We start from the raw sequence: 21,732 nt of genomic DNA, 5'->3' as shown, positions 1-21,732 counted from the left end.
CACCAAGACCCCAGGCATGGCACCGCCGGGGACTCGTCGGTCGATGGGTAAGCGCTAAATCCGGACTTTGCGATGAGGCCATTCAGGGCGATGCAACTTCCTGATCAAGCCGCCCGCAACGAAATAAACGCATAATTCGCCGGCGCATCCGCCACCACTTGCGCACCGGCGGCCAGCACTTGCTCCGCAATATCATCGTCCGACACATGAAACAGCCATTCGCTGCCCCACTCCGGCAACGTTTGCCCGGCCAGGTCGTCGACGATTGCAGCAAACTCCGCCATATCGGGCAGATAAGCGGTAAACCCGTCACCCTTCAGGGCCGTCGTGCGAATACCCAGCAGCGCGCAAACTGCATCCTTGGTCTGAATATCGTCGCGATCCGCCTCGCGTGAGCGCTGGATCAGTTGCACCAGCTCCTGGTCGACCAGATTACCGCCGACAATCAGCTCCGGCCCTGTTTCCCACGACTCAGGCGGACATTCCTTCACGGCGGTGTTCAGAGGTATGTGCGGATTGATTTCCATCGGATAGATGCGGCACACCAACGGCCGGCGTTCGTAGATGCGGCAGCGGTTGTCTTCGTCAAGATTCCGGCAGGGGCCGACATTGTAGGCGGCGAAGGTGATGGCCACGTACGCGTCGGATTCGCCGCTGCGCACCGCCGCCGAACGGCGTTTGGCGTGTTCCCGTTGTTGCATCGGCAGACCCAGGCCGTTGCCCAGAAACGCTTCCACCAGCACGATCAGCTGACCACCGTCGGCGGCCCACATCCGGGCTTCGCTCAAGGTCAGGGGTACATGGTGGTCGTTGCAGCATTTGCCGCAGCCTACACAGGAAAACGTCGTATTCATTGAGCGTTGATTCGCATCACAGGGCATGAAACGGCGACAGAATGCCGCCACAAAAGCCGCTATCGAAGCAAATTATGCGCCACTCAGTTGGCCTTGCCGGCCGGGCGGATGGAGTCCCATTCGGCGACGTACGCGGTTTTGCTCTTTTTGTTGTAGAGACACAATTCAGTGCCTTGCGCGCCTTTCATGTGTTTTTGCGGGTACTGGCCCTGGAGCAGCAGCGCGGTGTAGCCGACCCGGTCATCGAACTGCGCGGCGGTGCCGACCGGTTTGCTGTCCTTCAGGGCGCTGGCCTTGGTGCAACTGGCGAGTACGGCTTTGTCGTAGGTTGCCCAGGCGTCGGGGCTGGAGGCGTGGGCTTGGGTGGCGAGGGCGGTGAGGCAGAGAATAGTCAGGGTTGCTACTTTCATGGTTCAGGCATCCTTGGTGCTGTGGCCGAAGGGTGAGTATGCCTCAAGGTTTTGAAGTGGATGTGCAGGCCCCATCGCGAGCAAGCTCGCTCCCACAGTGGTCGAGTGTGGCCACGGATTTTGTGTACGACGGGTAACCTGTGGGAGCGAGCTTGCTCGCGATGGCGTCGTATCAGAGCGGAACCGGCTCCCGGCGGACTGCGCGCATCCCGACGCTTTCATACAAGCGCCGCGCCCGAAGGTTGTCTTCACGTACCTTCAGGTCCACGAAACTTTCACGCCGCTGCTGGAACACCTTGAACGCCTGCAATAGCAGCGCACGCCCCAATCCCCGGCCTTGAAACCGCGGATGCACCACCAGGTTCTTGATGTAGGCACTGGTCCAGCATTGACACACACCCACCACACCTTCGGCATCCTGGGCAATGAGGCACAGGGCCGGGTCATATTCCGGATCGGTTTCGAACTGCCGTTGCCACATGTCCAGTGCGGCTACGCGCCCACCGCCGTCGAGATAACCGAGCTCCATCAGGCGGTGCACGGCGGCGCCCAGTTCGGGGCGGTATTCACTCAGTTGCAGGCCGACCGGCCAATCGGGAGGCGGTATGACGACAGAGAGGTCGCGTCGCATCAGCCAGCAGTAATCTTCGGTCAACACTCAATAACCTTGTTCGGCGACAGCCTTGGCCGCGGTGATCAGACACTGGGTCAGTTCCGGCGATGAAAACTTGGTCAGCACCGCATTTGCTCCCGCCACTCGTGCTTTCTCTGCATTCATCGCACTGTCCAGCGAGGTGTGCAGCAGTACATAAAGATGCGCGAAATCCGGAGTTTCCCGCAGGGTGCGGGTGAAGGCGTAGCCGTCCATCTCCGACATTTCGATGTCCGAGACGATCAGGTTGATCTGTTGCGCGGTGCCTTGCAGGTCCAGCAGGCAGTCGATGGCTTCCTTGGCGCTGCGGGCCGTATGGCATTGCAGGCCGAGGTTACGCAGGGTGTGCACCGATTGCTGCAAGGCGACCTGGCTGTCATCGACCACCAGGATGCGCGCGTTGCCGAGCAGTTCGGCGTCTTCCATGCTCAGTTCGGTCGGTGCCATTTCGATTTGTGCCGGGGCGATGCCGTGGATGACTTTTTCGATGTCCAACACCTGAACCAGGGTGCCATCGACCGACGTCACGCCGGTGATGTAGGCACGCAAACCACCGGAGCCGAAGGGCGGCGGACGAATGTCGGTGGTCAGGCAATGGACGATCTTGCTCACGGCCTGCACATGCAGGCCCTGCTTGGAGCGGCTGACGTCGGTGACGATCAGGCAGCCGCCGTTCGGGTCCTCCAGCGGGCGCTCGCCAATGGCACGGCTGAGGTCGATCACCGACAGCGAGGCACCGCGAAGGGTGGCGATGCCTTTGACGTGGGGGTGCGACTCCGGCAGCCGGGTCAGCGGCGGACAGGGAATGATTTCACTGACCTTGAGCAGGTTGATCGCCATCAGCTTGCCGCTGCGCAAGGTAAACAGCAGAAGCGAAAGTGAGTCTGCGCGGGCTTTGGTGGAGGACATAGGAACCTTCTCTGGAAAAAGGTGACGGGCAATCCCGGGATTGCCAATGACTTCGATGCCGGGTTATCGACTTGTTTGGGGCAGGCTTTAGTAATTCAGTGAGTGGTAGAACGCCATCGCGAGCAAGCTCGCTCCCACAGTGGATTTCAGGGGACACAACATTTGTGTTCACCTCGGCCACCTGTGGGAGCGAGCTTGCTCGCGATGGGGCCATCACTTCATCCCCAACCGCTTGGCCATCCGCCCCAGGTTCGCCCGATCCAGGCCCAGCTCACGGGCCGCGCTTGCCCAGTTGTGGTTGTGCCGCTCCAGGCAGGCACCGATCAATTGACGCTGATAACGCTCGGTGGCCTCGCGCAAATCGCCGGTCACCAGTTGCATGACGCTGGCGGCAGGTTGCTCGGCGGCGGCTTCAACGCTGGCATTGGGCAAGTCCAGGTCGGCTGCGCTCAGGCTGAGAATCTTCGGCCGCTCCTTGCAGTTGCCCAGGGCTTTCAAGGCGCTGCGGCCGATCAGGTGTTCAAGCTCGCGCACGTTGCCGGGCCAGTCGTAGGCCAGCAACGCAGCCTGGGCATCGCTGTTCAGGCGCAGGCTGTTGAGGCCCATGCGCGAGCGGTTCTGCTCCAGGAAGTAACCGCTAAGCAGCAGCACATCGCGCCCGCGATCGCGCAGGGCCGGCACCAGCAGCGGATAAACACTGAGGCGATGGTAGAAGTCGGCGCGGTAACGGCCGCTGCGCACTTCTTCGGCGAGGTCGCGGTTGGTCGCCGCGATCAGGCGCACGTCGACCTGATGTTCCTTGTCCGAGCCCAGTCGCTGCAATTGACCGCTCTGCAATACTCGCAGCAACTTGGCCTGCACGGTCAGCGACAACTCACCGACTTCATCGAGAAACAGCGTGCCGCCATTGGCCAGTTCGAACTTGCCGCGGCGGTCGTTCATCGCTCCGGTGAAGGCGCCGCGAACATGACCGAACAACTCGCTTTCCACCAAGGTATCGGGCAACGCGGCGCAGTTGAGGCTGATGATCGGTTTATCGGCGCGGGGCGAGGCGGCATGGATGGCCTGGGCCACCAACTCCTTGCCGACCCCGGTTTCGCCAGTGATCAACACGGTCAGGTCGCTGCCGCCCACCAGACTGATTTCTTCGACCAGACGCTTGTGGGCCTTGCTCTGGCCGATCATCTCGCGAGTCTGCTGGCCGCTGGCCTGGCGGTAGACCTCGGCGCGCTGATGCTCGTCTTCGACCCGGTTGTTCAACCGCTCGATGCGCTCGGCGGCGTTGACCGTGGCGGCCGCGAGGCTGGCGAAGGCTTGCAGGGCATCCAGCTCGATCGGTTCGAAGCGCTCCGGATCGAGGGCATCGAGGGTCAGCAGGCCCCATGGGCGCTCGTCGATGAATAACGGGCAACCCATGCAGTCGTGGACTTCCAGATGATCATCCAGGCCATCGACCAGACCGTCATACGGATCGGGCAAGTCGCTGTCGGCAGCGAAACGGGTCGGGCCTGGGCCGCTGAGCAGCGCTTGGAAACGCGGGTGCTCGCTGACCTTGAAGCGCCGACCGAGGGTATCGGTACTCAAGCCGTCGACGGCCAGCGGCACCAGCCATTCACCGTCCAGACGCAGCAGAGCCGCGGCGTCGCATGGCAGCAGGGCGCGCATGGCTTCCAGCAGGCGGCGATAACGCTCGCCTTCAGGCAGTTCGCGGGACAGGTCGGAGACCAGGGGCAACAGGGCGGTGAGCAGGGGTTTTGCAGTCATAGTGACTCCGTGTAGTCGGTATGACTATAAATCAGGCAGTGTCTAAATGACTATTAAGTTATTAACTTATTGATTTATAAGGACTAAATAGTTGGCATGGAAGCTGATAGTCATAGGGTAGTTCGTTAGCAACCCAAGAAGACCAGGAGTCACCTTATGCTGAGCGTTCAAGATCGTGCCATCGTCAAATCCACCGTGCCACTGCTCGAAAGCGGTGGTGAAGCGCTGATCACCCACTTCTACCGCATGATGCTCTCCGAATACCCGGAAGTCCGCCCGCTGTTCAACCAGGCTCACCAGACCAGCGGTGATCAGCCGCGTGCCCTGGCCAACGGCGTATTGATGTATGCGCGCCATATCGACCAACTCGACCAGTTGGGCGACCTGGTGGCCAAGATCATCAACAAGCATGTGGCCCTGCAGATCCTGCCGGAACACTATCCGATTGTCGGTACCTGCCTGCTGCGGGCCATCGCCGAAGTGCTGGGCGAAGAGATCGCCACCCCTGAAGTGATCGCGGCCTGGGGCGCGGCTTACGGCCAACTGGCGGATATCCTGATCGGTGCCGAAACCAGCATCTACGACCAGAAGGAACAGGCCCCCGGCGGCTGGCGCGGGGCGCGGGAATTCATCGTGGCCGGTAAGGTCGAGGAGAGCGCCGAGATCACCTCGTTCTACTTCGAACCGGCGGACAAAGGCCCGATTCTGGTGGCGGAACCCGGCCAGTACATCGGCATGAAACTGATCCTCGACGGTGAAGAGATCCGCCGTAACTACTCGCTGTCGGCGCTGGCGAACAAAGGCCAATACCGCATCAGCGTCAAGCGTGAAGCCGGTGGCCGCGCCTCGAATTACCTGCATGACCAGATGCATGTCGGGGCCAGCATCCAGTTGTTCCCGCCATCGGGCGAGTTCACCCTGACCGCCAGCGACAAGCCGCTGGTGCTGATCAGCGGCGGCGTCGGCATCACCCCGACCCTGGCGATGCTCGAAGCGGCGCTGGAGACTCGGCGGCCGGTGCATTTCATCCACTGCGCGCGCAATGGCAGCGTTCACGCGTTCCGCGACTGGATCGATGGTTTGGCCGAGCGTCACCCGCAGCTCAAGCGCTTCTACTGCTACGCCGAGGATGATGGCGTGAGTCCGGCGGCGCACAAGGTTGGCTTGTTGAGTCAGCAGCAGTTGCATGCATGGCTGCCGGAGCAGCGTGACCTGGATGCTTACTTCCTGGGACCGAAAGGTTTCATGGCGTCCATCAAGCGCCACCTCAAAGCCCTTGGCGTGCCGGAGAAGCAAAGCCGTTATGAGTTCTTCGGGCCGGCAGCGGCGCTGGAGTAAGGGGTTGCGGCGGTGAGCCAGCCTCACCGCGTCGCCTTCATCGCGGGCAAGCCACGCTCCCACAGGTTTTGTGTCGTCCACATCAATCTGGATCGATACAAATCCCTGTGGGAGCTGGCTTGCCMGCGATTGCTTCACCTCGGTATTGATTTGAAAAAAACACCAGAAAGTTAATCCCTCCTTAACCGCCTTATCGTCTATTCCCCCGAATCCCCCTCACATGCACCAGACTCTCAAAGGTCCGGGCCAGCGTGTAGACTGGCGGGCACTCGAAATTTTCAAGGGAAACGCGATGAGCGATGAATCCATGCGGTTGGGGCGTGAACGGCGCTATCTGGTGTTGTTGGGCATCATTTGCCTGGCGCTGATCGGCGGTGCGCTGTACATGCAAATTGTTCTGGGCGAGGCCCCTTGCCCGCTGTGCATCCTGCAACGTTACGCGTTGCTGCTGATCGCGATCTTCGCCTTCATCGGCGCCGCCATGCGCAGCCGTCGCAGTATCACGGTGTTCGAAACCCTGGTGGTGATCTGTGCGCTGGCCGGCGCAGGCGTCGCCGGGCATCACGTCTTCACGCAGTTCTATCCGGCGGTCAGTTGCGGCATCGATGTGCTGCAACCGATTGTCGATGATTTGCCGCTGGCGAAGATCTTTCCGTTGGGTTTCCAGGTCGATGGTTTCTGCTCCACGCCATACCCGCCGATCCTCGGTCTGTCGCTGGCACAGTGGGCACTGGTCGCCTTCGTGCTGATCGTGGTGCTGGTGCCTTTGCTAACATCGCGTAACCGCAAAGCGCTGCGCTGAGGTCATCTGCCGCCACGCATTGTCGGACAAAAAAGCCCCGGTCCTCGCAGAGAGGGCCGGGGCTTTTTTTGTCGTGCAGAGCACATTTCAGAGGTCGGGTAAAAAGACTGTGACGGGTGGCAATCAAGGGTGCGACACATGTGCGACATGTTGTCACAGAGTCAGTGTCGCAGGGCGTTCGAGGAAGCCGGATTGGTGCATGGAAACGTAACGAAATCGGGCTGTTTTACAGGCTTGCGGTTTTTTCCATTCCGAACGCGAGCAGGCAGTTTTAACAGGGGCTGACGAACGGCCGGAGCCCCCGTCATATCGGGCCTCGGGCAAGGTAAAGGGCAGTGAAGAGGGGGCCGATACTGTCTGAACTGTGGGTGGAAGACCTACTTATTATGGTGTTTTTGTTGAGAATTAATTTCGATAAGATGCGCCACTTTTGCGAGAACGGTTAATGATTGTTGCCGGTTCGGATAAAAATTATTTCGGGATGAGACATGGTTTATAGGGCGTTACATATCTACAATCGCCCGCACTGAATCCCCGGCACTGCTCAAATCTTAACCAGACGTGAGCAGAAACAGGGTGTCGAGAGGTCTGGTGGCTTCATGCGATGCCCAGGTGTCGGAGTCTCCAACTACCCGCACCAAATGGAATTGGTCTGTAACAAGGCCTTTGACCACGAATTCGAATAAGAACTCACCGCAGGCCCGGGATTTGTCGTAAAGCGTCTGACGCGCGACGGGCATGCCCTTATTCAATCCAAGAAAAATGCCAACCCTTGGCAGGGTGAAGTGTTGGCGATCAAAACCCAACTGCATTGCGCAAGCTGCTTTAGAGGTCGTGAGATGAGTAAAAACAGGTACCCCAGACTACTAGGCTTATTGCCGCTGATCGGCACGTTGTTGCTGTCAGGCTGCAACATGACCTTGCTCAATCCCAAGGGCCAGGTTGGTCTGGACGAGCGAAACCTGATCATCACCGCAACGCTGCTGATGCTGTTGGTCGTGGTGCCGGTCATCGTCATGACCTTCCTGTTCGCCTGGAAATACCGCGCGTCCAACACCAATGCCACCTACACCCCGAAATGGAACCACTCCACCAAGATCGAGATCGCGGTGTGGGCTGTTCCAGTGCTGATCATCATTGCCCTGGGTTACGTCACCTACAAGTCGACCCACGCCCTGGATCCGTACAAGCCGCTGGAGTCCGACGTTAAGCCTGTGACCATCGAAGTGGTCGCGCTGGACTGGAAGTGGTTGTTCATCTACCCGGAACAAGGCATCGCCACGGTCAACAAGATCGTGTTCCCGGCGCACACCCCGGTCAACTTCAAGATCACTTCCGACGCCGTGATGAACTCGTTCTTCATCCCTGCTCTGGGTGGCCAGATCTACGCGATGGCGGGCATGCAGACCAAGCTGCACCTGATCGCCAACGAGAACGCTGAAATGGACGGTATCTCCGCCAACTACAGCGGCGCTGGTTTCACCGGTATGAAATTCAAAGCGATCGCAACTTCCCAGGAAGATTTCGACGCCTGGGTAAGTGAAGTCAAAAAGGCACCTAAACAGCTTGAACAAGCTGAATACGCAGCCCTTTCCAAGCCAAGCCAGAACAACCCAGTCGAGCTCTACTCCTCGGTTACCCCAGGCATGTTCCAGGCCATCGTCGACAAGTACGAAGGCATGAAACCGGGCCCTAAGGTCAAGCACGAGAAAGCAGAGAAAGAAGTGGCCCAAATGGAAGGGATGGACATGAGTTCGCATTCAGCTGCCGGGGCAGAGGAGTAAACGATGTTTGGTAAATTAAGTTGGGAAGCGATCCCGTTCCACGAGCCGATTGTCATGGTGACCATCTCCATGATCGCGCTCGGCGGTCTGGCGTTGTTCGCTGCAATCACCTACTTCAAGAAGTGGACCTATCTGTGGACCGAGTGGCTGACGTCGGTCGACCACAAGAAAATCGGCGTGATGTACATCGTCGTCGCCATGGTCATGCTGCTGCGCGGCTTTGCCGACGCCATCATGATGCGTACCCAGTTGGCCATGGCCACCGAGGGTTCGCCTGGCTACCTGCCACCTGAACACTATGACCAGATCTTCACCGCTCACGGTGTGATCATGATCATCTTCATGGCAATGCCATTCTTCACCGGCCTGATGAACCTTGCAGTGCCGCTGCAGATCGGCGCGCGTGACGTTGCCTACCCGTTCCTGAACTCCCTGAGCTTCTGGCTGCTGGTTTCCGGCGTAGTGCTGATCAACCTGTCCCTGGGCGTCGGCGAATTCGCCAAGACCGGCTGGGTTGCCTATCCGCCGCTGTCGGGCCTGCAATACAGCCCTGGCGTGGGGATGGATTACTACATCTGGGCGCTACAGCTATCGGGCCTGGGGACAACGCTGACGGGGGTCAACTTCCTGGCCACCGTGCTGAAAATGCGTACCCCTGGCATGAAGCTGATGGACATGCCGATCTTCACCTGGACCTGCACCTGGGCCAACGTCCTGATCGTGGCTTCGTTCCCGATCCTGACCGCTACCCTGGCACTGCTGACGCTTGACCGTTACATGGATTTCCACATTTTCACCAATGAACTTGGTGGCAATCCAATGATGTACGTGAACCTGTTCTGGGCATGGGGTCACCCTGAGGTGTACATCCTGATCCTGCCAGCGTTCGGTATCTTCTCCGAAGTCATCTCGACCTTTACCGGCAAGAAACTGTTCGGCCACCACTCGATGGTCTACGCATCGGGCGCGATCTCGATCCTGGGCTTCATGGTTTGGCTGCACCACTTCTTCACCATGGGTTCGGGTGCCAGCGTCAACGCCTTCTTCGGTCTGGCGACGATGCTGATTTCCGTCCCGACGGGTGTGAAGCTGTTCAACTGGCTGTTCACCATCTACCAGGGCCGTCTGCGCTTCACCAGCCAGGTGATGTGGACCCTGGGCTTCATGGTGACCTTCGCCATCGGCGGCATGACCGGTGTACTGCTGGCCATCCCGGGTGCTGACTTCGTTCTGCACAACAGCCTGTTCGTGATCGCGCACTTCCATAACGTGATCATCGGCGGCGCGGTATTCGGCTACATCGCAGGCTTCGGCTTCTACTTCCCTAAAGCGTTCGGCTTCAAGCTGCACGAAGGCTGGGGCAAGGCTGCATTCTGGTTCTGGATCACCGGCTTCTTCGTCGCGTTCATGCCGCTCTACGTACTGGGCTTCATGGGCATGACCCGTCGTCTGAACGCCACTACCAACCCTGAGTGGGTGCCGTACCTGTACGTCGCCATGTTCGGTGCGGTGATGATCGCCGTGGGTATCGCTTGCCAGCTGATCCAGCTGTACGTCAGCGTGCGTGACCGCAACAAGCCGGAAAACATGTGCGAACACGGTGACCCGTGGAATGCACACACCCTGGAATGGTCGACCTCGTCGCCACCTCCGTTCTACAACTTCGCTGTGCTGCCGAAAGCCGACGTTGTCGACCCGTTCACCGAAGCCAAGGAAAACGGCACCGCGTACAAGGCCCCGGCCAAGTACGAGCCGATCCACATGCCAAACAACACCGCCACCGGTGTGGTCATGGGCGCACTGTTGACCGTGTTCGGTTTCGCGATGATCTGGCACATCTGGTGGCTGGCGATCGCTGGCCTGGCCGGCACCGTGATCTACTTCGTGATCCACGCGGCCCGTGATGATCAAGGCTATATGGTGCCGGTCGACGTGATCGAGCGCATCGAAGCCGAGCAGCACAAGCGTCTGGTAGCGGCAGGGAAAATCCCGGCCACCGCCACCCGTGTTGAAACCTCGTTGGAACAGGCTTAAACCATGTCGAACTTAGTGACCAATGCTGGACACACCCATGTCGATGGACATGGGCATGATGACCATCACCACGACTCGGGCGAGATGACCGTATACGGTTTCTGGCTCTACCTGATGACCGACTGCATTCTGTTTGCGTCGATCTTCGCGGCGTACGCGGTACTGGTTAACAACGTAGCGGGTGGCCCGTCGGGCCACGACATCTTCGAACTGCCATACGTACTGGGCGAAACCGCTCTGCTGCTGTTCAGTTCGATCACCTACGGCTTCGCCATGCTGGCGTTCTTCCGCGGCAACAAGAAGCAGGTCCTGGGCTGGCTGGCCATGACCTTCCTGTTCGGTGCCGGCTTCATCGGCATGGAGATCAACGAGTTCCACATGCTGATCTCCGAAGGCTACGGCCCTAGCCGCAGCGGCTTCCTGTCCGGGTTCTTCACCCTGGTCGGCACCCACGGTCTGCACGTGACCAGCGGTCTGATCTGGATGGCGATCATGATGTATCAGGTGCAGAAAAACGGCCTGACGGCGACCAACAAGACCCGTCTGAGCTGCCTGAGCCTGTTCTGGCACTTCCTGGACGTCGTGTGGATCTGCGTATTCACCGTTGTTTATCTGATGGGGACTATGTAAATGGCTAACGCAGCTCATTCCCAAAATGGCCATGACAGCCACGACGCCGGTCACGGCAGCGTCAAGTCCTACGGCATCGGTTTCATCCTGTCGGTGATCCTGACCCTGATTCCGTTCGGTCTGGTGATGTACCCGACGCTGCCGAAGTCGATCACCCTGATGATCGTCGTAGCGATGGCCGTCATCCAGGTGCTGGTGCACCTGGTGTACTTCCTGCACCTGGACCGTTCGGCCGCGCAACGAAACAACGTGATTGCGTTTGTCTTCGCCGCGATCGTGATCGTCCTGCTGGTTGGCCTGTCGTTGTGGATCATGTTCAGCATCCACACGTTCATGATGGCGAAGTGAGGTAAGTCCGCATGTCCCTCAAGCACTTTATCCAAATCACCAAACCGGGGATCATTTTCGGTAACGTGCTTTCTGTGGCAGGCGGATTTTTCCTGGCCTCCAAAGGGCATGTCGATCTGGCCATCTTCCTGGCCGCCATGATCGGCACGTCCCTGGTGGTTGCCTCCGGTTGCGTGTTCAACAACTGCATCGACCGCGACATCGACCTGAAGATGGAGCGCACCAAGAACCGGGTGCTGGTCCAGGGCTTGATCTCCCTGAAACTGGCCCTGATCTATGCGACCGTCCTGGGTGTCGCCGGCGTTGCCCTGTTGTACAAGGTGGCCAACCCGTTGGCCGCGCTGTTCGCAGTCATCGGCTTCGTGATCTATGTCGGCTTCTACAGCCTGTACCTCAAGCGCAAGTCGGTTCACGGCACGCTGGTGGGCAGTCTGTCGGGCGCCATGCCGCCGGTGATTGGTTACGTCGCGGTGAGCAACACCTTCGACATGGCCGCATTGACCCTGCTGGTGATGTTCAGCCTGTGGCAGATGCCGCATTCCTACGCCATCGCGATCTTCCGCTTCAACGATTACCTGGCCGCATCGATTCCGGTGCTGCCAGTGAAGCGCGGCATCCAGGTGGCCAAGAAGCACATCCTGATCTACATCCTGGCCTTCCTCGTGGCGACCTTGATGCTGACCTTCAGCGGCTACGCCGGCATGAGCTACCTCGCGGTCGCCGCGGCCATGGGCATGTACTGGCTGTACATGGCCTGGACCGGCTACAAGGCAGTGGATGACACGGTCTGGGCACGCAAGCTGTTCGTGTTCTCGATCTTCACCATTACCGCGTTGAGCGTGATGATGTCCCTGGACTTCAAAGTGCCGAGCGAGTTGCTGCTGACGTACGCGCCTTAAGCGTCGGATGCTGTAAAGAAAAGCCCCGCCTTCGAGAGAAGAACGGGGCTTTTTGTTGGGTGCTTTCTGCTGGACCGAGTTGCCGCCATCGCGAGCAGGCTCRCTCCTACATTGGATTGAGTGCACACCGATCCCTGTAGGAGYGAGCCTGCTCGCGATGGCGGCGACGCGGACTAACAGGCGGATTCGATATCTGTCCGCTTAAGAAAAAATTGAGAAAATCCCGAAATATTAAGATTTTCTTGGCCCGCTTAAGAAAAAGTGCGCGGTCAGACCCAATATTGGGATTAGTGCGCCTGTCTGTGAACTGAAAGCCCCGCATTCAAAAGAATCGCGGGGCTTTTTCATTTACGTGCGGTTGTTACACGGTGCATTGAGCACCTTCACCACGTCGTCGATGATTGCTTTGCTCATGTCCTGCAAAAAATGCGAGGCCCAGGCGTGTCGGTCGGACTCGCGAACCATGGCGGCGTCTGAGGCGAGCAGTTTGGCGAGGTGGAGCAGGTCGGAGGCGTGGGAGAGGGCGTTGATGACCGGGACACCGGCGTTGATGCGAAACAGTGGTTCGTTAGCGAGGTAGGAGAAAGGGGTGAGGCCGATGGTTTTCAGGTCTTGGGGATTGGTCATTGAACAACTCCTATATTTCAGTGGAGCTGCTGCATTCGTTCTCAGGCGAATGGGTGGCAGCTATGCGCAGGCTGAGAACCGGGAAATATAGAAACCGGCAGACCCGAAKGTCTCCCACGCACAGCCGCCATTGCACGAACTCAGATCAAAAAGTCTGTAATCGTGTTTCGACATTGAGGCACCGATATATTACCCGGGTTCTCAGGCCCGGTCGCTGAATTGGCAGCGACGGGTCGAAGTTAGCGTGTGGCTATCGGAATGCACAATCGTGGCCTTGTGCTGGTCGGTATGTGTTTGGACACCGCAAACCCCTGTAGGAGYGAGCCTGCTCGCGATGGCGGTGTGTCTGGCGACATTGATGCTGGATGTGACGGCCTCATCGCGAGCAGGCTCGCTCCTACAGGGATAGGCGGTGGTCGATTATTTTTGGGACTTGTCCAGCAATCGGAAAAACCTTTCCCGCACCTGCACATGATCACTGTGCGCCACGTTGAACCTGAGAAACTGATTGGCATCCGCCGCCTTGCTGAGCAAGGTTCCCGGTGCCAGTACCAGGTCTATTTCCAGACCCTTTCTGGCCAGGCACTCGGCTTTGAACCCCTCTGGCAATCGCGTCCAGATGTACAACCCTTCCCCCGGTAACGACGACACCGAACACCCGGCCTCGCTCAGCCACGCGGCCACCCGGCTGTTCGACTCGTAGAGCCGGTCCACCGTGCGGCGCATGTGTTTGGCGTAGCTGCCGTCGCTGAGCATGGTGCAGATAATCTGCTCGGCCATTTCCGAGGTCATGCCGCCGCAGGCCATTTTCAGCGTCACCATCCGCGCCGCCAGCAGCGGTGACAGCACCGCGAAGCTGACGCGGCTGTTGGCGGTCAGGGTCTTGGAGAACCCGGAGATGTAAGAGACATTGTCCAGCCCGCTTGCGGCCAGGCGCGGCGTCCGGCGTTGCTGCATGTCGCAGTACAAATCGTCTTCGAGAATGTGGAAATTGTAGCGATGGCTCAGCTCCACCAAGCGGTAAACCTGCGCCGAGGTGAACGAGTGCCCGGTCGGGTTGTGCAGGGCATTGTTGGTCATGTAGAGCACGGGACGATGGGCGATCAGCAATTGCTCGAACGCGTCCAGGTCCATGCCGTCGCAGTCGCGGCGGATGGTGATGACCTTGGCGCCATGCCAGGCCAGATTGGTGTGCATCGTGAAGTAACACGGATCGTCGAGCAGCACTGTGTCGCCGGGTTTGACCAGCAGCCGCATCAGCATGTCGATGGCTTGTACGGTGTTGGCGGTGGTGATGATCTGTTCCACCGGCGCCTCGATGCCCAAGGTCGACATCTTGACCCGCAAGGCCTGGCGCAATGGCAGGTAACCGCTGGCGTTGCCGTATTCACCCATGCGTAAGGTTGTCGCGCGAAGAGTGCCGCGCACGGCTTTGAGCAATTCTTCGGCAGGCAGCCACGAGGACGGCAAAAAACCAGCCCCCGGTCGCAGCGCACCATTGTCCAGCAGCACCGCGCGGCGGACCACGCTGAGGGTGTCTTGCGGGAGCAGGTCCGGCCCGGCGTTGGCCGGCAGGGTGGTGCTGGAGCGGTGCACGTAGTGCCCGGAACCCTGGCGTGAAACCACCAGGCCCTTGGCCCGCAAGCGGTCCAGGGCGTCGACCACCGTGGACTTGCCCACGTGCATCAAGTCGGAGAGTTCGCGAATCGGCGGCAGCCTGGAGCCGTGGGGCAGGCCGCCCTGACTGATCGCCACCGTTAATTGATCGACGATCTGCTGGACCAGCGGCACACCCGGCTGGAACTCGATAGCGGCGATCACTGCTCGCTGAGCCTGCATTTTACTGGTCTCTCCGGCAGTAAAGTTCGTTTGATTCTATACGAACTTGCTCTGACCAAGACAAGCATCTCTTTCTACTATCGCTTTGGAGTGTTTTCGGATTGTCGACCTGTTGCCGGTCGTTCAGTCGCCAAGGTTCATGAGGTGCTGCATGAGTTTAGAAACGACCGCCGTCGTGGCGAAACCGGTGATCAACCTGCGGTTGTTCACCATTCGAATCATCACGGCCGTGGCGCTGTTCGCGGTGTTGGGCAAGGCCAACGTCTGGCTCGATACCGCCACCAACAGCATTCTGGCCCTGGGGTATCGGGCCTTGTTGTTACTGCTGCCGCTGACGTTGCTGGTACTCGGTCGCCGCTCCTTGAGTGTCACGCTGCTGTGTGCCGCCATGGGCCTGGTGCTGCTGGCGGTCACCCGCAACCAGGGCGTCGTCATGTTTGCCGCGGCGCTGTTTGCCTACGGCATCGCGATTGCCGGTTACCTGATCAAGAGCGAAGCGGCGCAGACCAAGGAAGGCGCGGCCTATAACCGCGTGGCCATGAACATGGGCAGCCTGTTGGCTGGCTTGATCCTGCTATCGCCGCTATTGACCCCAACCATGTTTTTTCTCGGCGCCGCCGGTTTTGTCCTGCTGTGCCTGCCCATCGCCATGGGGGCGACTTTCACCACCGAAGCCGCGGTGGCACGCCCGGCCAGCCAGGAAGGCAGCGGCTGGCGCAACAAACTGCCGTGGGTGATCGCCGGCGTCATCATGGGCATCAAGCTGTTTGGGGTGTTCTCGATCCTGCCGCAAGCGATCCTGCTCAAGACCGGCGAGTTGCCGGCCTGGTACGGCCTGATGCTGATCCTCAACAGCGCCGTGGTGGTATTCGCGCAAGTGCCGGTGATGAAACTGATCGAGAGCACCGGGCGCTTCAAGGTGTTGACGGTCATCGGGATCATCGTCGGCGGTTTTGCGGTGCTGTCTTCACCGGCTGCGTTCCACGTCGAAACCCTGGTCGGCGCACTGGTCTGGGTGGCGCTGCTGTCCATTGCCGAGTGCGCGTTCAGTCACCTCGATTACTTCTCGGTCAAGCAGAACAACATGTTCGTCAAGGAAGTGTCTTTGGGCGTCGGCGCCGGATTGACCGTGTTGATCATGCGGGTCATGCCGCCTCCCTACAACGCGCTGGTGCTGGCAGCCATAGGTGCTGGCGGGATTCTGGTCTGGTACTGGCTCAACCGTAAATCAATCGTGTCGCTGCATGACTGAGTCATCGCCGTTTCGGTTTTCACTTTGCAAGTCGGGGGTTTTATGGATACGACTTCGTGCGTAGTAGTGGTGGGGTACAACGGCAGTCGGGTTCACGATATCCAGAAGCTGCGCGATCTGTGCAAGTCGCTGTACAACGCCAGGCTGATCCTGCTGGTCGAGCAGGTTCAGCCCCAGGACGATCAGGTCGCTGATCACGTTTGCAGTACATCGCTGGCCGAGAAAGACGTACCGGCCTCTCTCGAACTGGTGGTCGGTTGCCTGAATGCCGATTGCTGGAAACTGATCGGCGTGCTGCCGTTTTCGGATCGCGGCGTGCTGCTCGGTGCGGCGCTGGCCAGCCATTTCGGCCTGCCCGGCATTACCCCGGCCGAGGCGCGAGCGGGGTTGGACAAACAGGTTTTCCGCCAACTCGAAGCGACTGCCACTGCGGCACCCGAGGATTACCGGCCGATCGTTTCCACCCGGATCGAGAGCCTGCCGGAACTGCGTCAGCGCGTGATCGAACTGGGTGGCAAGGCGTTCATCAAGCCTGCCTGCGAAGGTGCCAGCCGCGGCTGCCGGGTCATTCGGCACCCATCCGAATGCGACGAGGCATGGCAGGCCCTCAAACCCTATCGCGAGGGCGGCATCGTGCTTGAAGAACTGATCCAGAACGCCCGTGAATACAGCTGGGACCATGTTGCGGGAAGTACCTGGATCACCGAAAAAACCACCACCGATGGCGCCTACCGCGCCGAGATCCAGCAAGTGGTGCCCGCGCCCTTGGCGGCGGACGCACAAGCGCGGCTGATGGCCGCCGGTCGACACATGGCGGGGCTGGTGTCGCAGGACAACGGAGCCTGGCACAACGAAGTTTTCCACAGGGCCAATCACCGCACTTCGGCCGTGGAAACCAACATGCGCCCCGGTGGCATGCACATCTGGGACCTGGCCCGTAAGGCGTTCATCGACTTCGACCCGTGGGAGCGCTGGGTCCGCTGGGCCGTGGAAGGCTACATCGCCAACCATGATCCAGTTCCACGCGGTTACTGCGGCATACGCCTGTTGCGAGCGAACACCGGCGGCATCCTGCGGGACATACCGGACATCCAGGCCCTGGCCCGGTCGCTGAACATCGAATTGGTGGAAGCGGTGCTGACCAAGCGCATTGGCGATTCGGTCAGCGCACTGGTGAAAGACAACTTCTCGTTCATCGGCCACATCGTGTTGTTCAACGAGCAGTACGAACGCCTCAGCCTGGACCTGACGCGTCTGGCCGAGGCCATTGAATCAAGGGTCGGGATCTCCAGCCTGGCAGCACCGGCGAGGGCTGTGGGCTGAGTCGTGGATCAAGCAGCAGCGATCGATGTTTTTTGCAGTATTGATCAAGAGGGTTACGTAAATGAATGCACACATGACCTGTGATGAGCGTTTCATCGCTCTGGCACGGGAATTCAACTATGACATCTACGGCGAGAACACCGCTGGCGGACATTACGCGCCGCTGATTCGTCATCACGATGAACTGTATATCAGCGGTCTGGTGCCGCGCATGAACGGCAAAATCCACTATCCGGGGCGGGTCGGACTGGACCTAGACATGGCGGATGCGCAAGCGGCCGCCAGTATCAGTGCGATGCGCGGATTGGCGCTGATCGTTGATGCCATTGGTTCGCTGGACAAGATCAAGTCGTTGATTCGGGTCACGGTGTATGTGAGATCCACGGAAGATTTTGTCGACCTCAGTGAAGTCGCCAATGGCGCATCGGATGTTTTCAGTCACGTACTGGGAGATGCCGGGAAACATACACGCACTACAGTCGGTGTTTATCAGTTGCCGAAAAATGCGGCGATTGAAGTTGATATGATCGTGGCGTTGCGACCGTCGGTGTTATAAATGAAGTTGTTCGGCTTTACACTGTTGAAGGGTTCGCCTAAGGTCGGGTAACTCAATTCGGCAGAATAAGTTGGAAGCAGAAGATGACTAACGTTCAGGGTGCGTTTTTTTCATATAAGGATTTTCGCCAGAGTCTGGATCGGCAGCCGATCAAACCTCGCGTATGGAAAGGCGCCGAACTTAGCGATATGCGCCAGATTCTTGAGGCCAGCGACGTCGATATTATTGCGCTGGCCCACGATAATACTCTCGAAGGTTGCCAACTGACGCCCGGCATGGCGGTGTCCATGCAATGGCTGGTGCCGGGTTCAACACTCGATGGTCATGCCCATGCCTGGTGGCATCTGTTCGTCATCCAGTGCGGCAGCGGCGTCTTGTCACTGGGCGATGCAGACGAGGTAATCGTCGGCCCCGGGGATGTATTGCTGGTACCGGCCTGGACCCGTCACGGCTTCGTCAACACCAGCGCCACCGAGCCGCTGGCAATGCTCAACCTCAGCAACATGCCGCAGATGGCATTGCTCTCCAACCACGCCGACAACGTTGGGCTGATCCCCCGCCCGCTGTAATTTCCTTTCTGCTGCACACCAGGGAGTCCGCATACGCTGACTCCCTTTTTTGGTTTTTGCGCACCTGAAAAATGCCCTCTGGCGATTTGACACTCTGATTTCTGTATCGATAGAAATAGATAATTTCTGTATCTGTTCAGCGCTTAAGCAACTTACTACGATCGCTTCACATGCAACGGATTAATGTGTTTAGTGCAAATGGAGTGTTCTATGGGAAGTGCGAAGTTAAAGCTGTATCTGGGGGCGGACTATGTCAGTGCCTTTGCCATGTCGGCTTTTGTGGCTTTAAAGGAAAAGCAACTTTCCTTTGATCTGGTAACGCTGGACTTGAAGTCGCGTGAAAACTATCTGGAAAGTTACCGCGATCTATCGCTGACGTGCAAAATTCCTGTGTTAGTTCACGAAGGTTTTGCGCTGTCGGAATCCTCAGCCATTGCCGAGTATCTGGAAGAACTCGCTCCTGCTTCAAAAAGAATTTACCCGCAAGACATCAAGCAGCGTGCCCGTGCCCGTCAACTGCAGGCCTGGCTGCGCAGCGATCTGCTGGTGGTGCGCAAAGAGCGTCCGTTTGATCTGGTGTATTTCGGCAAGAAGGACACGCCGCTGTCCGACGAAGCCCGGGCTGCTACCGACCGTCTGTTCCATGTGGCCGACCGTTTGCTGGAAGAGGGCGCCGAGCATCTGTTCGGTGACTGGAGCATTGCCGACACTGACCTTGCAATCATGCTCAACCGACTGGTTGCCAACGGCGATCCGGTGCCGGCACGGCTCGCGGCGTATGTGCGTCGCCAGTGGGATCGCGACAGCGTCCGGGCGTGGATGGACATAGAGCGCAAAGCGCCGGCCATCGCCTAACAACACTCAGGGCAATCACCAGGAGCGCGGCCATGCAAGGACTGTCGGAGCACGAACGCTACAAACCCTATAACTCGCGCACCATCCGCGACTCACCCTACTGGCACAAGCTGACGCCGGCATTGCAGGAGGCCATGACCGTGGTGGCCCGGGTCATGCCGTTTCGCACCAACGAATACGTGCTGGGCAAGCTGATCGACTGGAACAACATTCCGGACGATCCGGTTTTCCGCATGACCTTTCCCCACAAGGACATGTTGCTGCCGGAGGAGTATGCCTCGCTCAAGCAACTGATCGAGCTGGATGACAGCGCGGCGATCAAGCGTCGGATCGAGGCGATCTGGCGGCGCATGAACCCGCATCCGGCCGGGCAGTTGACCCACAACGGTGTCACCCTCAATGGCAAAGTCCTGCCGGGCATCCAGCACAAGTACCGCGAGACCGTGCTGTTTTTCCCTGGTGCCGGGCAGACTTGTCACGCGTACTGCACTTTCTGTTTTCGCTGGGCGCAGTTCATTGGCGAAGAAGAACTCAAGTTCAACGCCCGTGAATCCCGGGAGCTGGTCAATTACCTGAAGGTGCACACCGAAGTGACCGACGTGCTGATTACCGGCGGCGACCCGATGATCATGAACACCCGCTCGCTGGCCGGTTACATCGAGCCGCTGCTGGAGTTGCCACACCTGAAGAACATCCGCATCGGCACCAAATCCGTGGCGTACTGGCCGCAGCGTTTTGTCAGCGACCAGGATGCGCCCGAACTGCTGGAGCTGTTCCGACGCATCGTCGCGGCGGGGAAAAACCTGTCGATCATGGGTCACTACAACCACCCGGTGGAGATCCGCCAGACCATCGCCCGCCAAGCCGTCGAGCGCATTCGCTCGACGGGCGCGACGGTGCGCATGCAGGCGCCGCTGATCCGCCACATCAACGAAAACCCCGCTGATTGGGCCGCGCTGTGGACCGAAGGTGTACGGCTCGGGGCGGTGCCTTATTACATGTTCGTCGAGCGTGACACCGGCCCCAGTCACTACTTCGCGATGCCGCTGGCCCGGGCCTTCGAGATCTTCCAGGCCGCGTACCGCACGGTGTCGGGGCTTGCGCGCACGGTGCGCGGGCCGTCCATGAGCACCTTCTACGGCAAGGTGTTAATCAACGGCATCGAGACCGTCGCCGGGGAAAGAGTCTTCGTCTTGCAGTTCCTCCAGGCACGCAATCCGCAATGGGTGTTGCGCACGTTCTACGCGCGCTTCGATCCGCAAGTGACCTGGTTCGACGACCTGCAACCGGCCTTCGGCGAGCGAGCGTTCTTCTTTCAGACCGAGCTCACCGCCGTGCCGGAATTGATACCCGTGTTGCTGGAAACGGCGTAGGAAAAATCATGAACAATGGGGAGATATGGATATGAGCAGTATCCCGTTTGATCAACGCGAGGGTGTTATCTGGCTCGACGGCGAGTTCGTCGAGTGGTCCCGGGCGCAGTTGCATGTGCTGACCCATGGCCTGCATTACGCGAGCACCGTGTATGAAGGCGAGCGGGTCTACAACGGCAGGATCTTCAAGCTGCGCGAGCACAGCGAGCGCTTGTACCGCTCGGCGCAAATGATGGATTTTGCCATCCCCTATGCGCTGGCTGAACTGGAGGCGGCCAGCCAGGAACTGCTGCAACGCAACAAGGTGGTCGACGGTTATCTGCGCCCGGTGGCCTGGCGCGGCAGCGAGATGATTTCCACCTCGGCGCGTTTTAACCGTGTGCACGTGGCCATCGCGTGCTGGCAGTGGCCGAGCTATTTCGACCCGGCGGCGCGCATGGCCGGCATCCGCTTGAAAACCGCGGCCTGGCGTCGCCCGCCACCGAGCAGTAGCCCGTTCGAAGCCAAGGCCTCCGGGCATTATCAGATCGCCACGCTGAGCAAGCACGATGCCGAGAACACGGGTTACCACGATGCGCTGATGCTCGACTGGCGCGGCCACATTGCCGAAGCCACCAGCGCCAATGTGTTTTTCGTCAAAGGCCGGACTTTGCACACGCCGACCCCGGACTGCTTTCTCAATGGCATTACCCGGCAGACCGTGATCGAACTGGCCAAAGCGCTGGACTACCAGGTCGTCGAGCGCACGATTTTGCCTACGGAGCTTGGCGACTTCGACGAGTGTTTTCTCACCGGCACCGCCGCCGAAATCACCCCGGTGCAGAGCATCAATGAGCAGCACTATCGACCGGGTGGCGCCTGCCGCGACTTCATCGCTGCGTACACCTCCACCGTCAACGCCGGATAACCCGCCA

22 protein-coding genes are annotated in these 21,732 nt (G+C 59.2%); 14 read left to right on the top strand and 8 right to left on the bottom strand.

Annotation, left to right across the window (positions count from 1 at the left end; translation table 11 throughout):
- Positions 1 to 104: 104 nt before the first annotated feature.
- The 5 genes from AC1DRN_RS16290 to norR all read right to left on the bottom strand — a co-directional run bounded on the left by AC1DRN_RS16290 (position 105) and on the right by norR (position 4,589).
- Entirely contained in the window at positions 105 to 854 is a 750-nt protein-coding gene (locus AC1DRN_RS16290) for a YkgJ family cysteine cluster protein (protein ID WP_223460089.1), read from the bottom strand.
- Positions 855 to 937: 83 nt separating this feature from the next.
- Positions 938 to 1,264 carry a hypothetical protein gene (locus tag AC1DRN_RS16285; protein WP_223460091.1) on the bottom strand — a complete coding sequence of 109 codons (327 nt, stop codon included), beginning with the start codon at positions 1,262 to 1,264 and terminating at the stop codon, positions 938 to 940.
- Between the two features lie 172 nt (positions 1,265 to 1,436).
- Positions 1,437 to 1,895, bottom strand: a complete 459-nt coding sequence (locus AC1DRN_RS16280; RefSeq protein WP_223460322.1) for a GNAT family N-acetyltransferase — start codon at positions 1,893 to 1,895, stop codon at positions 1,437 to 1,439.
- 27 nt (positions 1,896 to 1,922) lie between these two features.
- Positions 1,923 to 2,825: a chemotaxis protein CheV gene (locus AC1DRN_RS16275; RefSeq protein ID WP_223460093.1), complete on the bottom strand. Its 903-nt coding sequence runs from the start codon at positions 2,823 to 2,825 to the stop codon at positions 1,923 to 1,925.
- A 213-nt stretch (positions 2,826 to 3,038) separates the two neighbouring features.
- Entirely contained in the window at positions 3,039 to 4,589 is a 1,551-nt protein-coding gene (gene norR / locus AC1DRN_RS16270; protein WP_223460095.1) for a nitric oxide reductase transcriptional regulator NorR, read from the bottom strand.
- A 156-nt stretch (positions 4,590 to 4,745) separates the two neighbouring features.
- Here norR and hmpA point away from each other — a divergent pair, with 156 nt between their 5' ends.
- A complete protein-coding gene (hmpA, locus tag AC1DRN_RS16265) occupies positions 4,746 to 5,927 on the top strand; it encodes an NO-inducible flavohemoprotein (protein WP_223460097.1) in 1,182 nt (393 codons plus the stop codon).
- A gap of 292 nt (positions 5,928 to 6,219) precedes the next feature.
- Positions 6,220 to 6,729: a disulfide bond formation protein B gene (locus AC1DRN_RS16260; RefSeq protein ID WP_223460099.1), complete on the top strand. Its 510-nt coding sequence runs from the start codon at positions 6,220 to 6,222 to the stop codon at positions 6,727 to 6,729.
- Between the two features lie 551 nt (positions 6,730 to 7,280).
- On the opposite strand, the gene AC1DRN_RS16255 is transcribed toward AC1DRN_RS16260, so the two are convergent.
- The gene (locus AC1DRN_RS16255) at positions 7,281 to 7,541 is read right to left on the bottom strand and encodes a hypothetical protein (protein WP_223460101.1); all 261 of its coding nucleotides are present in this window, start codon (positions 7,539 to 7,541) and stop codon (positions 7,281 to 7,283) included.
- A 27-nt stretch (positions 7,542 to 7,568) separates the two neighbouring features.
- On the opposite strand from AC1DRN_RS16255, the gene cyoA reads away from it, so the two are divergent.
- From cyoA to cyoE, 5 genes are read left to right on the top strand one after another with little or no spacing between them, the layout of a single operon-like run.
- Positions 7,569 to 8,513, top strand: a complete 945-nt coding sequence (gene cyoA, locus AC1DRN_RS16250; RefSeq protein WP_115948065.1) for a ubiquinol oxidase subunit II — start codon at positions 7,569 to 7,571, stop codon at positions 8,511 to 8,513.
- 3 nt (positions 8,514 to 8,516) lie between these two features.
- Complete coding sequence (gene cyoB, locus AC1DRN_RS16245) at positions 8,517 to 10,547, top strand: cytochrome o ubiquinol oxidase subunit I (protein WP_223460103.1); 2,031 nt, start codon at positions 8,517 to 8,519, stop codon at positions 10,545 to 10,547.
- Between the two features lie 3 nt (positions 10,548 to 10,550).
- A complete protein-coding gene (locus AC1DRN_RS16240) occupies positions 10,551 to 11,177 on the top strand; it encodes a cytochrome o ubiquinol oxidase subunit III (protein WP_223460105.1) in 627 nt (208 codons plus the stop codon).
- Entirely contained in the window at positions 11,178 to 11,525 is a 348-nt protein-coding gene (gene cyoD / locus AC1DRN_RS16235; RefSeq protein ID WP_110660133.1) for a cytochrome o ubiquinol oxidase subunit IV, read from the top strand. It begins immediately after the preceding gene.
- An 11-nt stretch (positions 11,526 to 11,536) separates the two neighbouring features.
- A complete protein-coding gene (gene cyoE, locus AC1DRN_RS16230; protein WP_223459108.1) occupies positions 11,537 to 12,424 on the top strand; it encodes a heme o synthase in 888 nt (295 codons plus the stop codon).
- A gap of 348 nt (positions 12,425 to 12,772) precedes the next feature.
- Here cyoE and AC1DRN_RS16225 read toward each other — a convergent pair whose 3' ends face one another.
- Together AC1DRN_RS16225 and AC1DRN_RS16220 are read right to left on the bottom strand one after the other, a co-directional pair.
- Entirely contained in the window at positions 12,773 to 13,051 is a 279-nt protein-coding gene (locus AC1DRN_RS16225; protein ID WP_223460107.1) for a DUF3077 domain-containing protein, read from the bottom strand.
- Between the two features lie 420 nt (positions 13,052 to 13,471).
- A complete protein-coding gene (locus AC1DRN_RS16220; protein WP_223460109.1) occupies positions 13,472 to 14,890 on the bottom strand; it encodes an aminotransferase-like domain-containing protein in 1,419 nt (472 codons plus the stop codon).
- A gap of 151 nt (positions 14,891 to 15,041) precedes the next feature.
- On the opposite strand from AC1DRN_RS16220, the gene AC1DRN_RS16215 reads away from it, so the two are divergent.
- The 7 genes from AC1DRN_RS16215 (at position 15,042) to AC1DRN_RS16185 (ending at position 21,725) form a co-directional block, all read left to right on the top strand.
- A complete protein-coding gene (locus AC1DRN_RS16215) occupies positions 15,042 to 16,142 on the top strand; it encodes a hypothetical protein (RefSeq protein WP_223460111.1) in 1,101 nt (366 codons plus the stop codon).
- Between the two features lie 42 nt (positions 16,143 to 16,184).
- The gene (locus tag AC1DRN_RS16210) at positions 16,185 to 17,465 is read left to right on the top strand and encodes an ATP-grasp domain-containing protein (protein ID WP_223460113.1); all 1,281 of its coding nucleotides are present in this window, start codon (positions 16,185 to 16,187) and stop codon (positions 17,463 to 17,465) included.
- Between the two features lie 61 nt (positions 17,466 to 17,526).
- Positions 17,527 to 18,021: a RidA family protein gene (locus AC1DRN_RS16205; RefSeq protein WP_218429393.1), complete on the top strand. Its 495-nt coding sequence runs from the start codon at positions 17,527 to 17,529 to the stop codon at positions 18,019 to 18,021.
- Between the two features lie 83 nt (positions 18,022 to 18,104).
- Positions 18,105 to 18,590, top strand: a complete 486-nt coding sequence (locus tag AC1DRN_RS16200) for a cupin domain-containing protein (protein ID WP_223460115.1) — start codon at positions 18,105 to 18,107, stop codon at positions 18,588 to 18,590.
- A gap of 210 nt (positions 18,591 to 18,800) precedes the next feature.
- Complete coding sequence (gene yfcF, locus AC1DRN_RS16195) at positions 18,801 to 19,445, top strand: glutathione transferase (protein ID WP_218429395.1); 645 nt, start codon at positions 18,801 to 18,803, stop codon at positions 19,443 to 19,445.
- Positions 19,446 to 19,477: 32 nt separating this feature from the next.
- Entirely contained in the window at positions 19,478 to 20,818 is a 1,341-nt protein-coding gene (locus AC1DRN_RS16190; RefSeq protein ID WP_223460118.1) for a KamA family radical SAM protein, read from the top strand.
- Between the two features lie 31 nt (positions 20,819 to 20,849).
- Positions 20,850 to 21,725, top strand: a complete 876-nt coding sequence (locus tag AC1DRN_RS16185) for a branched-chain amino acid aminotransferase (protein WP_223460121.1) — start codon at positions 20,850 to 20,852, stop codon at positions 21,723 to 21,725.
- Positions 21,726 to 21,732: the final 7 nt, after the last annotated feature.

It is taken from the genome of Pseudomonas sp. P5_B3 (assembly GCF_056400405.1).
Note: the sequence above shows the minus strand (reverse complement) of the source record. Positions and strands in the feature narration are given on the sequence as shown.

Excerpts from the sequence above, each read along its gene's own strand:
- AC1DRN_RS16290 (WP_223460089.1), bottom strand. The coding sequence starts at position 854 with ATGAATACGACGTTTTCCTGTGTAGGCTGCGGCAAATGCTGCAACGAC.
- AC1DRN_RS16285 (WP_223460091.1), bottom strand. The coding sequence starts at position 1,264 with ATGAAAGTAGCAACCCTGACTATTCTCTGCCTCACCGCCCTCGCCACC.
- AC1DRN_RS16280 (WP_223460322.1), bottom strand. The coding sequence starts at position 1,895 with ATGCGACGCGACCTCTCTGTCGTCATACCGCCTCCCGATTGGCCGGTC.
- AC1DRN_RS16275 (WP_223460093.1), bottom strand. The coding sequence starts at position 2,825 with ATGTCCTCCACCAAAGCCCGCGCAGACTCACTTTCGCTTCTGCTGTTT.
- norR (WP_223460095.1), bottom strand. The coding sequence starts at position 4,589 with ATGACTGCAAAACCCCTGCTCACCGCCCTGTTGCCCCTGGTCTCCGAC.
- hmpA (WP_223460097.1), top strand. The coding sequence starts at position 4,746 with ATGCTGAGCGTTCAAGATCGTGCCATCGTCAAATCCACCGTGCCACTG.
- AC1DRN_RS16260 (WP_223460099.1), top strand. The coding sequence starts at position 6,220 with ATGAGCGATGAATCCATGCGGTTGGGGCGTGAACGGCGCTATCTGGTG.
- AC1DRN_RS16255 (WP_223460101.1), bottom strand. The coding sequence starts at position 7,541 with ATGCAGTTGGGTTTTGATCGCCAACACTTCACCCTGCCAAGGGTTGGC.
- cyoA (WP_115948065.1), top strand. The coding sequence starts at position 7,569 with ATGAGTAAAAACAGGTACCCCAGACTACTAGGCTTATTGCCGCTGATC.
- cyoB (WP_223460103.1), top strand. The coding sequence starts at position 8,517 with ATGTTTGGTAAATTAAGTTGGGAAGCGATCCCGTTCCACGAGCCGATT.
- AC1DRN_RS16240 (WP_223460105.1), top strand. The coding sequence starts at position 10,551 with ATGTCGAACTTAGTGACCAATGCTGGACACACCCATGTCGATGGACAT.
- cyoD (WP_110660133.1), top strand. The coding sequence starts at position 11,178 with ATGGCTAACGCAGCTCATTCCCAAAATGGCCATGACAGCCACGACGCC.
- cyoE (WP_223459108.1), top strand. The coding sequence starts at position 11,537 with ATGTCCCTCAAGCACTTTATCCAAATCACCAAACCGGGGATCATTTTC.
- AC1DRN_RS16225 (WP_223460107.1), bottom strand. The coding sequence starts at position 13,051 with ATGACCAATCCCCAAGACCTGAAAACCATCGGCCTCACCCCTTTCTCC.
- AC1DRN_RS16220 (WP_223460109.1), bottom strand. The coding sequence starts at position 14,890 with ATGCAGGCTCAGCGAGCAGTGATCGCCGCTATCGAGTTCCAGCCGGGT.
- AC1DRN_RS16215 (WP_223460111.1), top strand. The coding sequence starts at position 15,042 with ATGAGTTTAGAAACGACCGCCGTCGTGGCGAAACCGGTGATCAACCTG.
- AC1DRN_RS16210 (WP_223460113.1), top strand. The coding sequence starts at position 16,185 with ATGGATACGACTTCGTGCGTAGTAGTGGTGGGGTACAACGGCAGTCGG.
- AC1DRN_RS16205 (WP_218429393.1), top strand. The coding sequence starts at position 17,527 with ATGAATGCACACATGACCTGTGATGAGCGTTTCATCGCTCTGGCACGG.
- AC1DRN_RS16200 (WP_223460115.1), top strand. The coding sequence starts at position 18,105 with ATGACTAACGTTCAGGGTGCGTTTTTTTCATATAAGGATTTTCGCCAG.
- yfcF (WP_218429395.1), top strand. The coding sequence starts at position 18,801 with ATGGGAAGTGCGAAGTTAAAGCTGTATCTGGGGGCGGACTATGTCAGT.
- AC1DRN_RS16190 (WP_223460118.1), top strand. The coding sequence starts at position 19,478 with ATGCAAGGACTGTCGGAGCACGAACGCTACAAACCCTATAACTCGCGC.
- AC1DRN_RS16185 (WP_223460121.1), top strand. The coding sequence starts at position 20,850 with ATGAGCAGTATCCCGTTTGATCAACGCGAGGGTGTTATCTGGCTCGAC.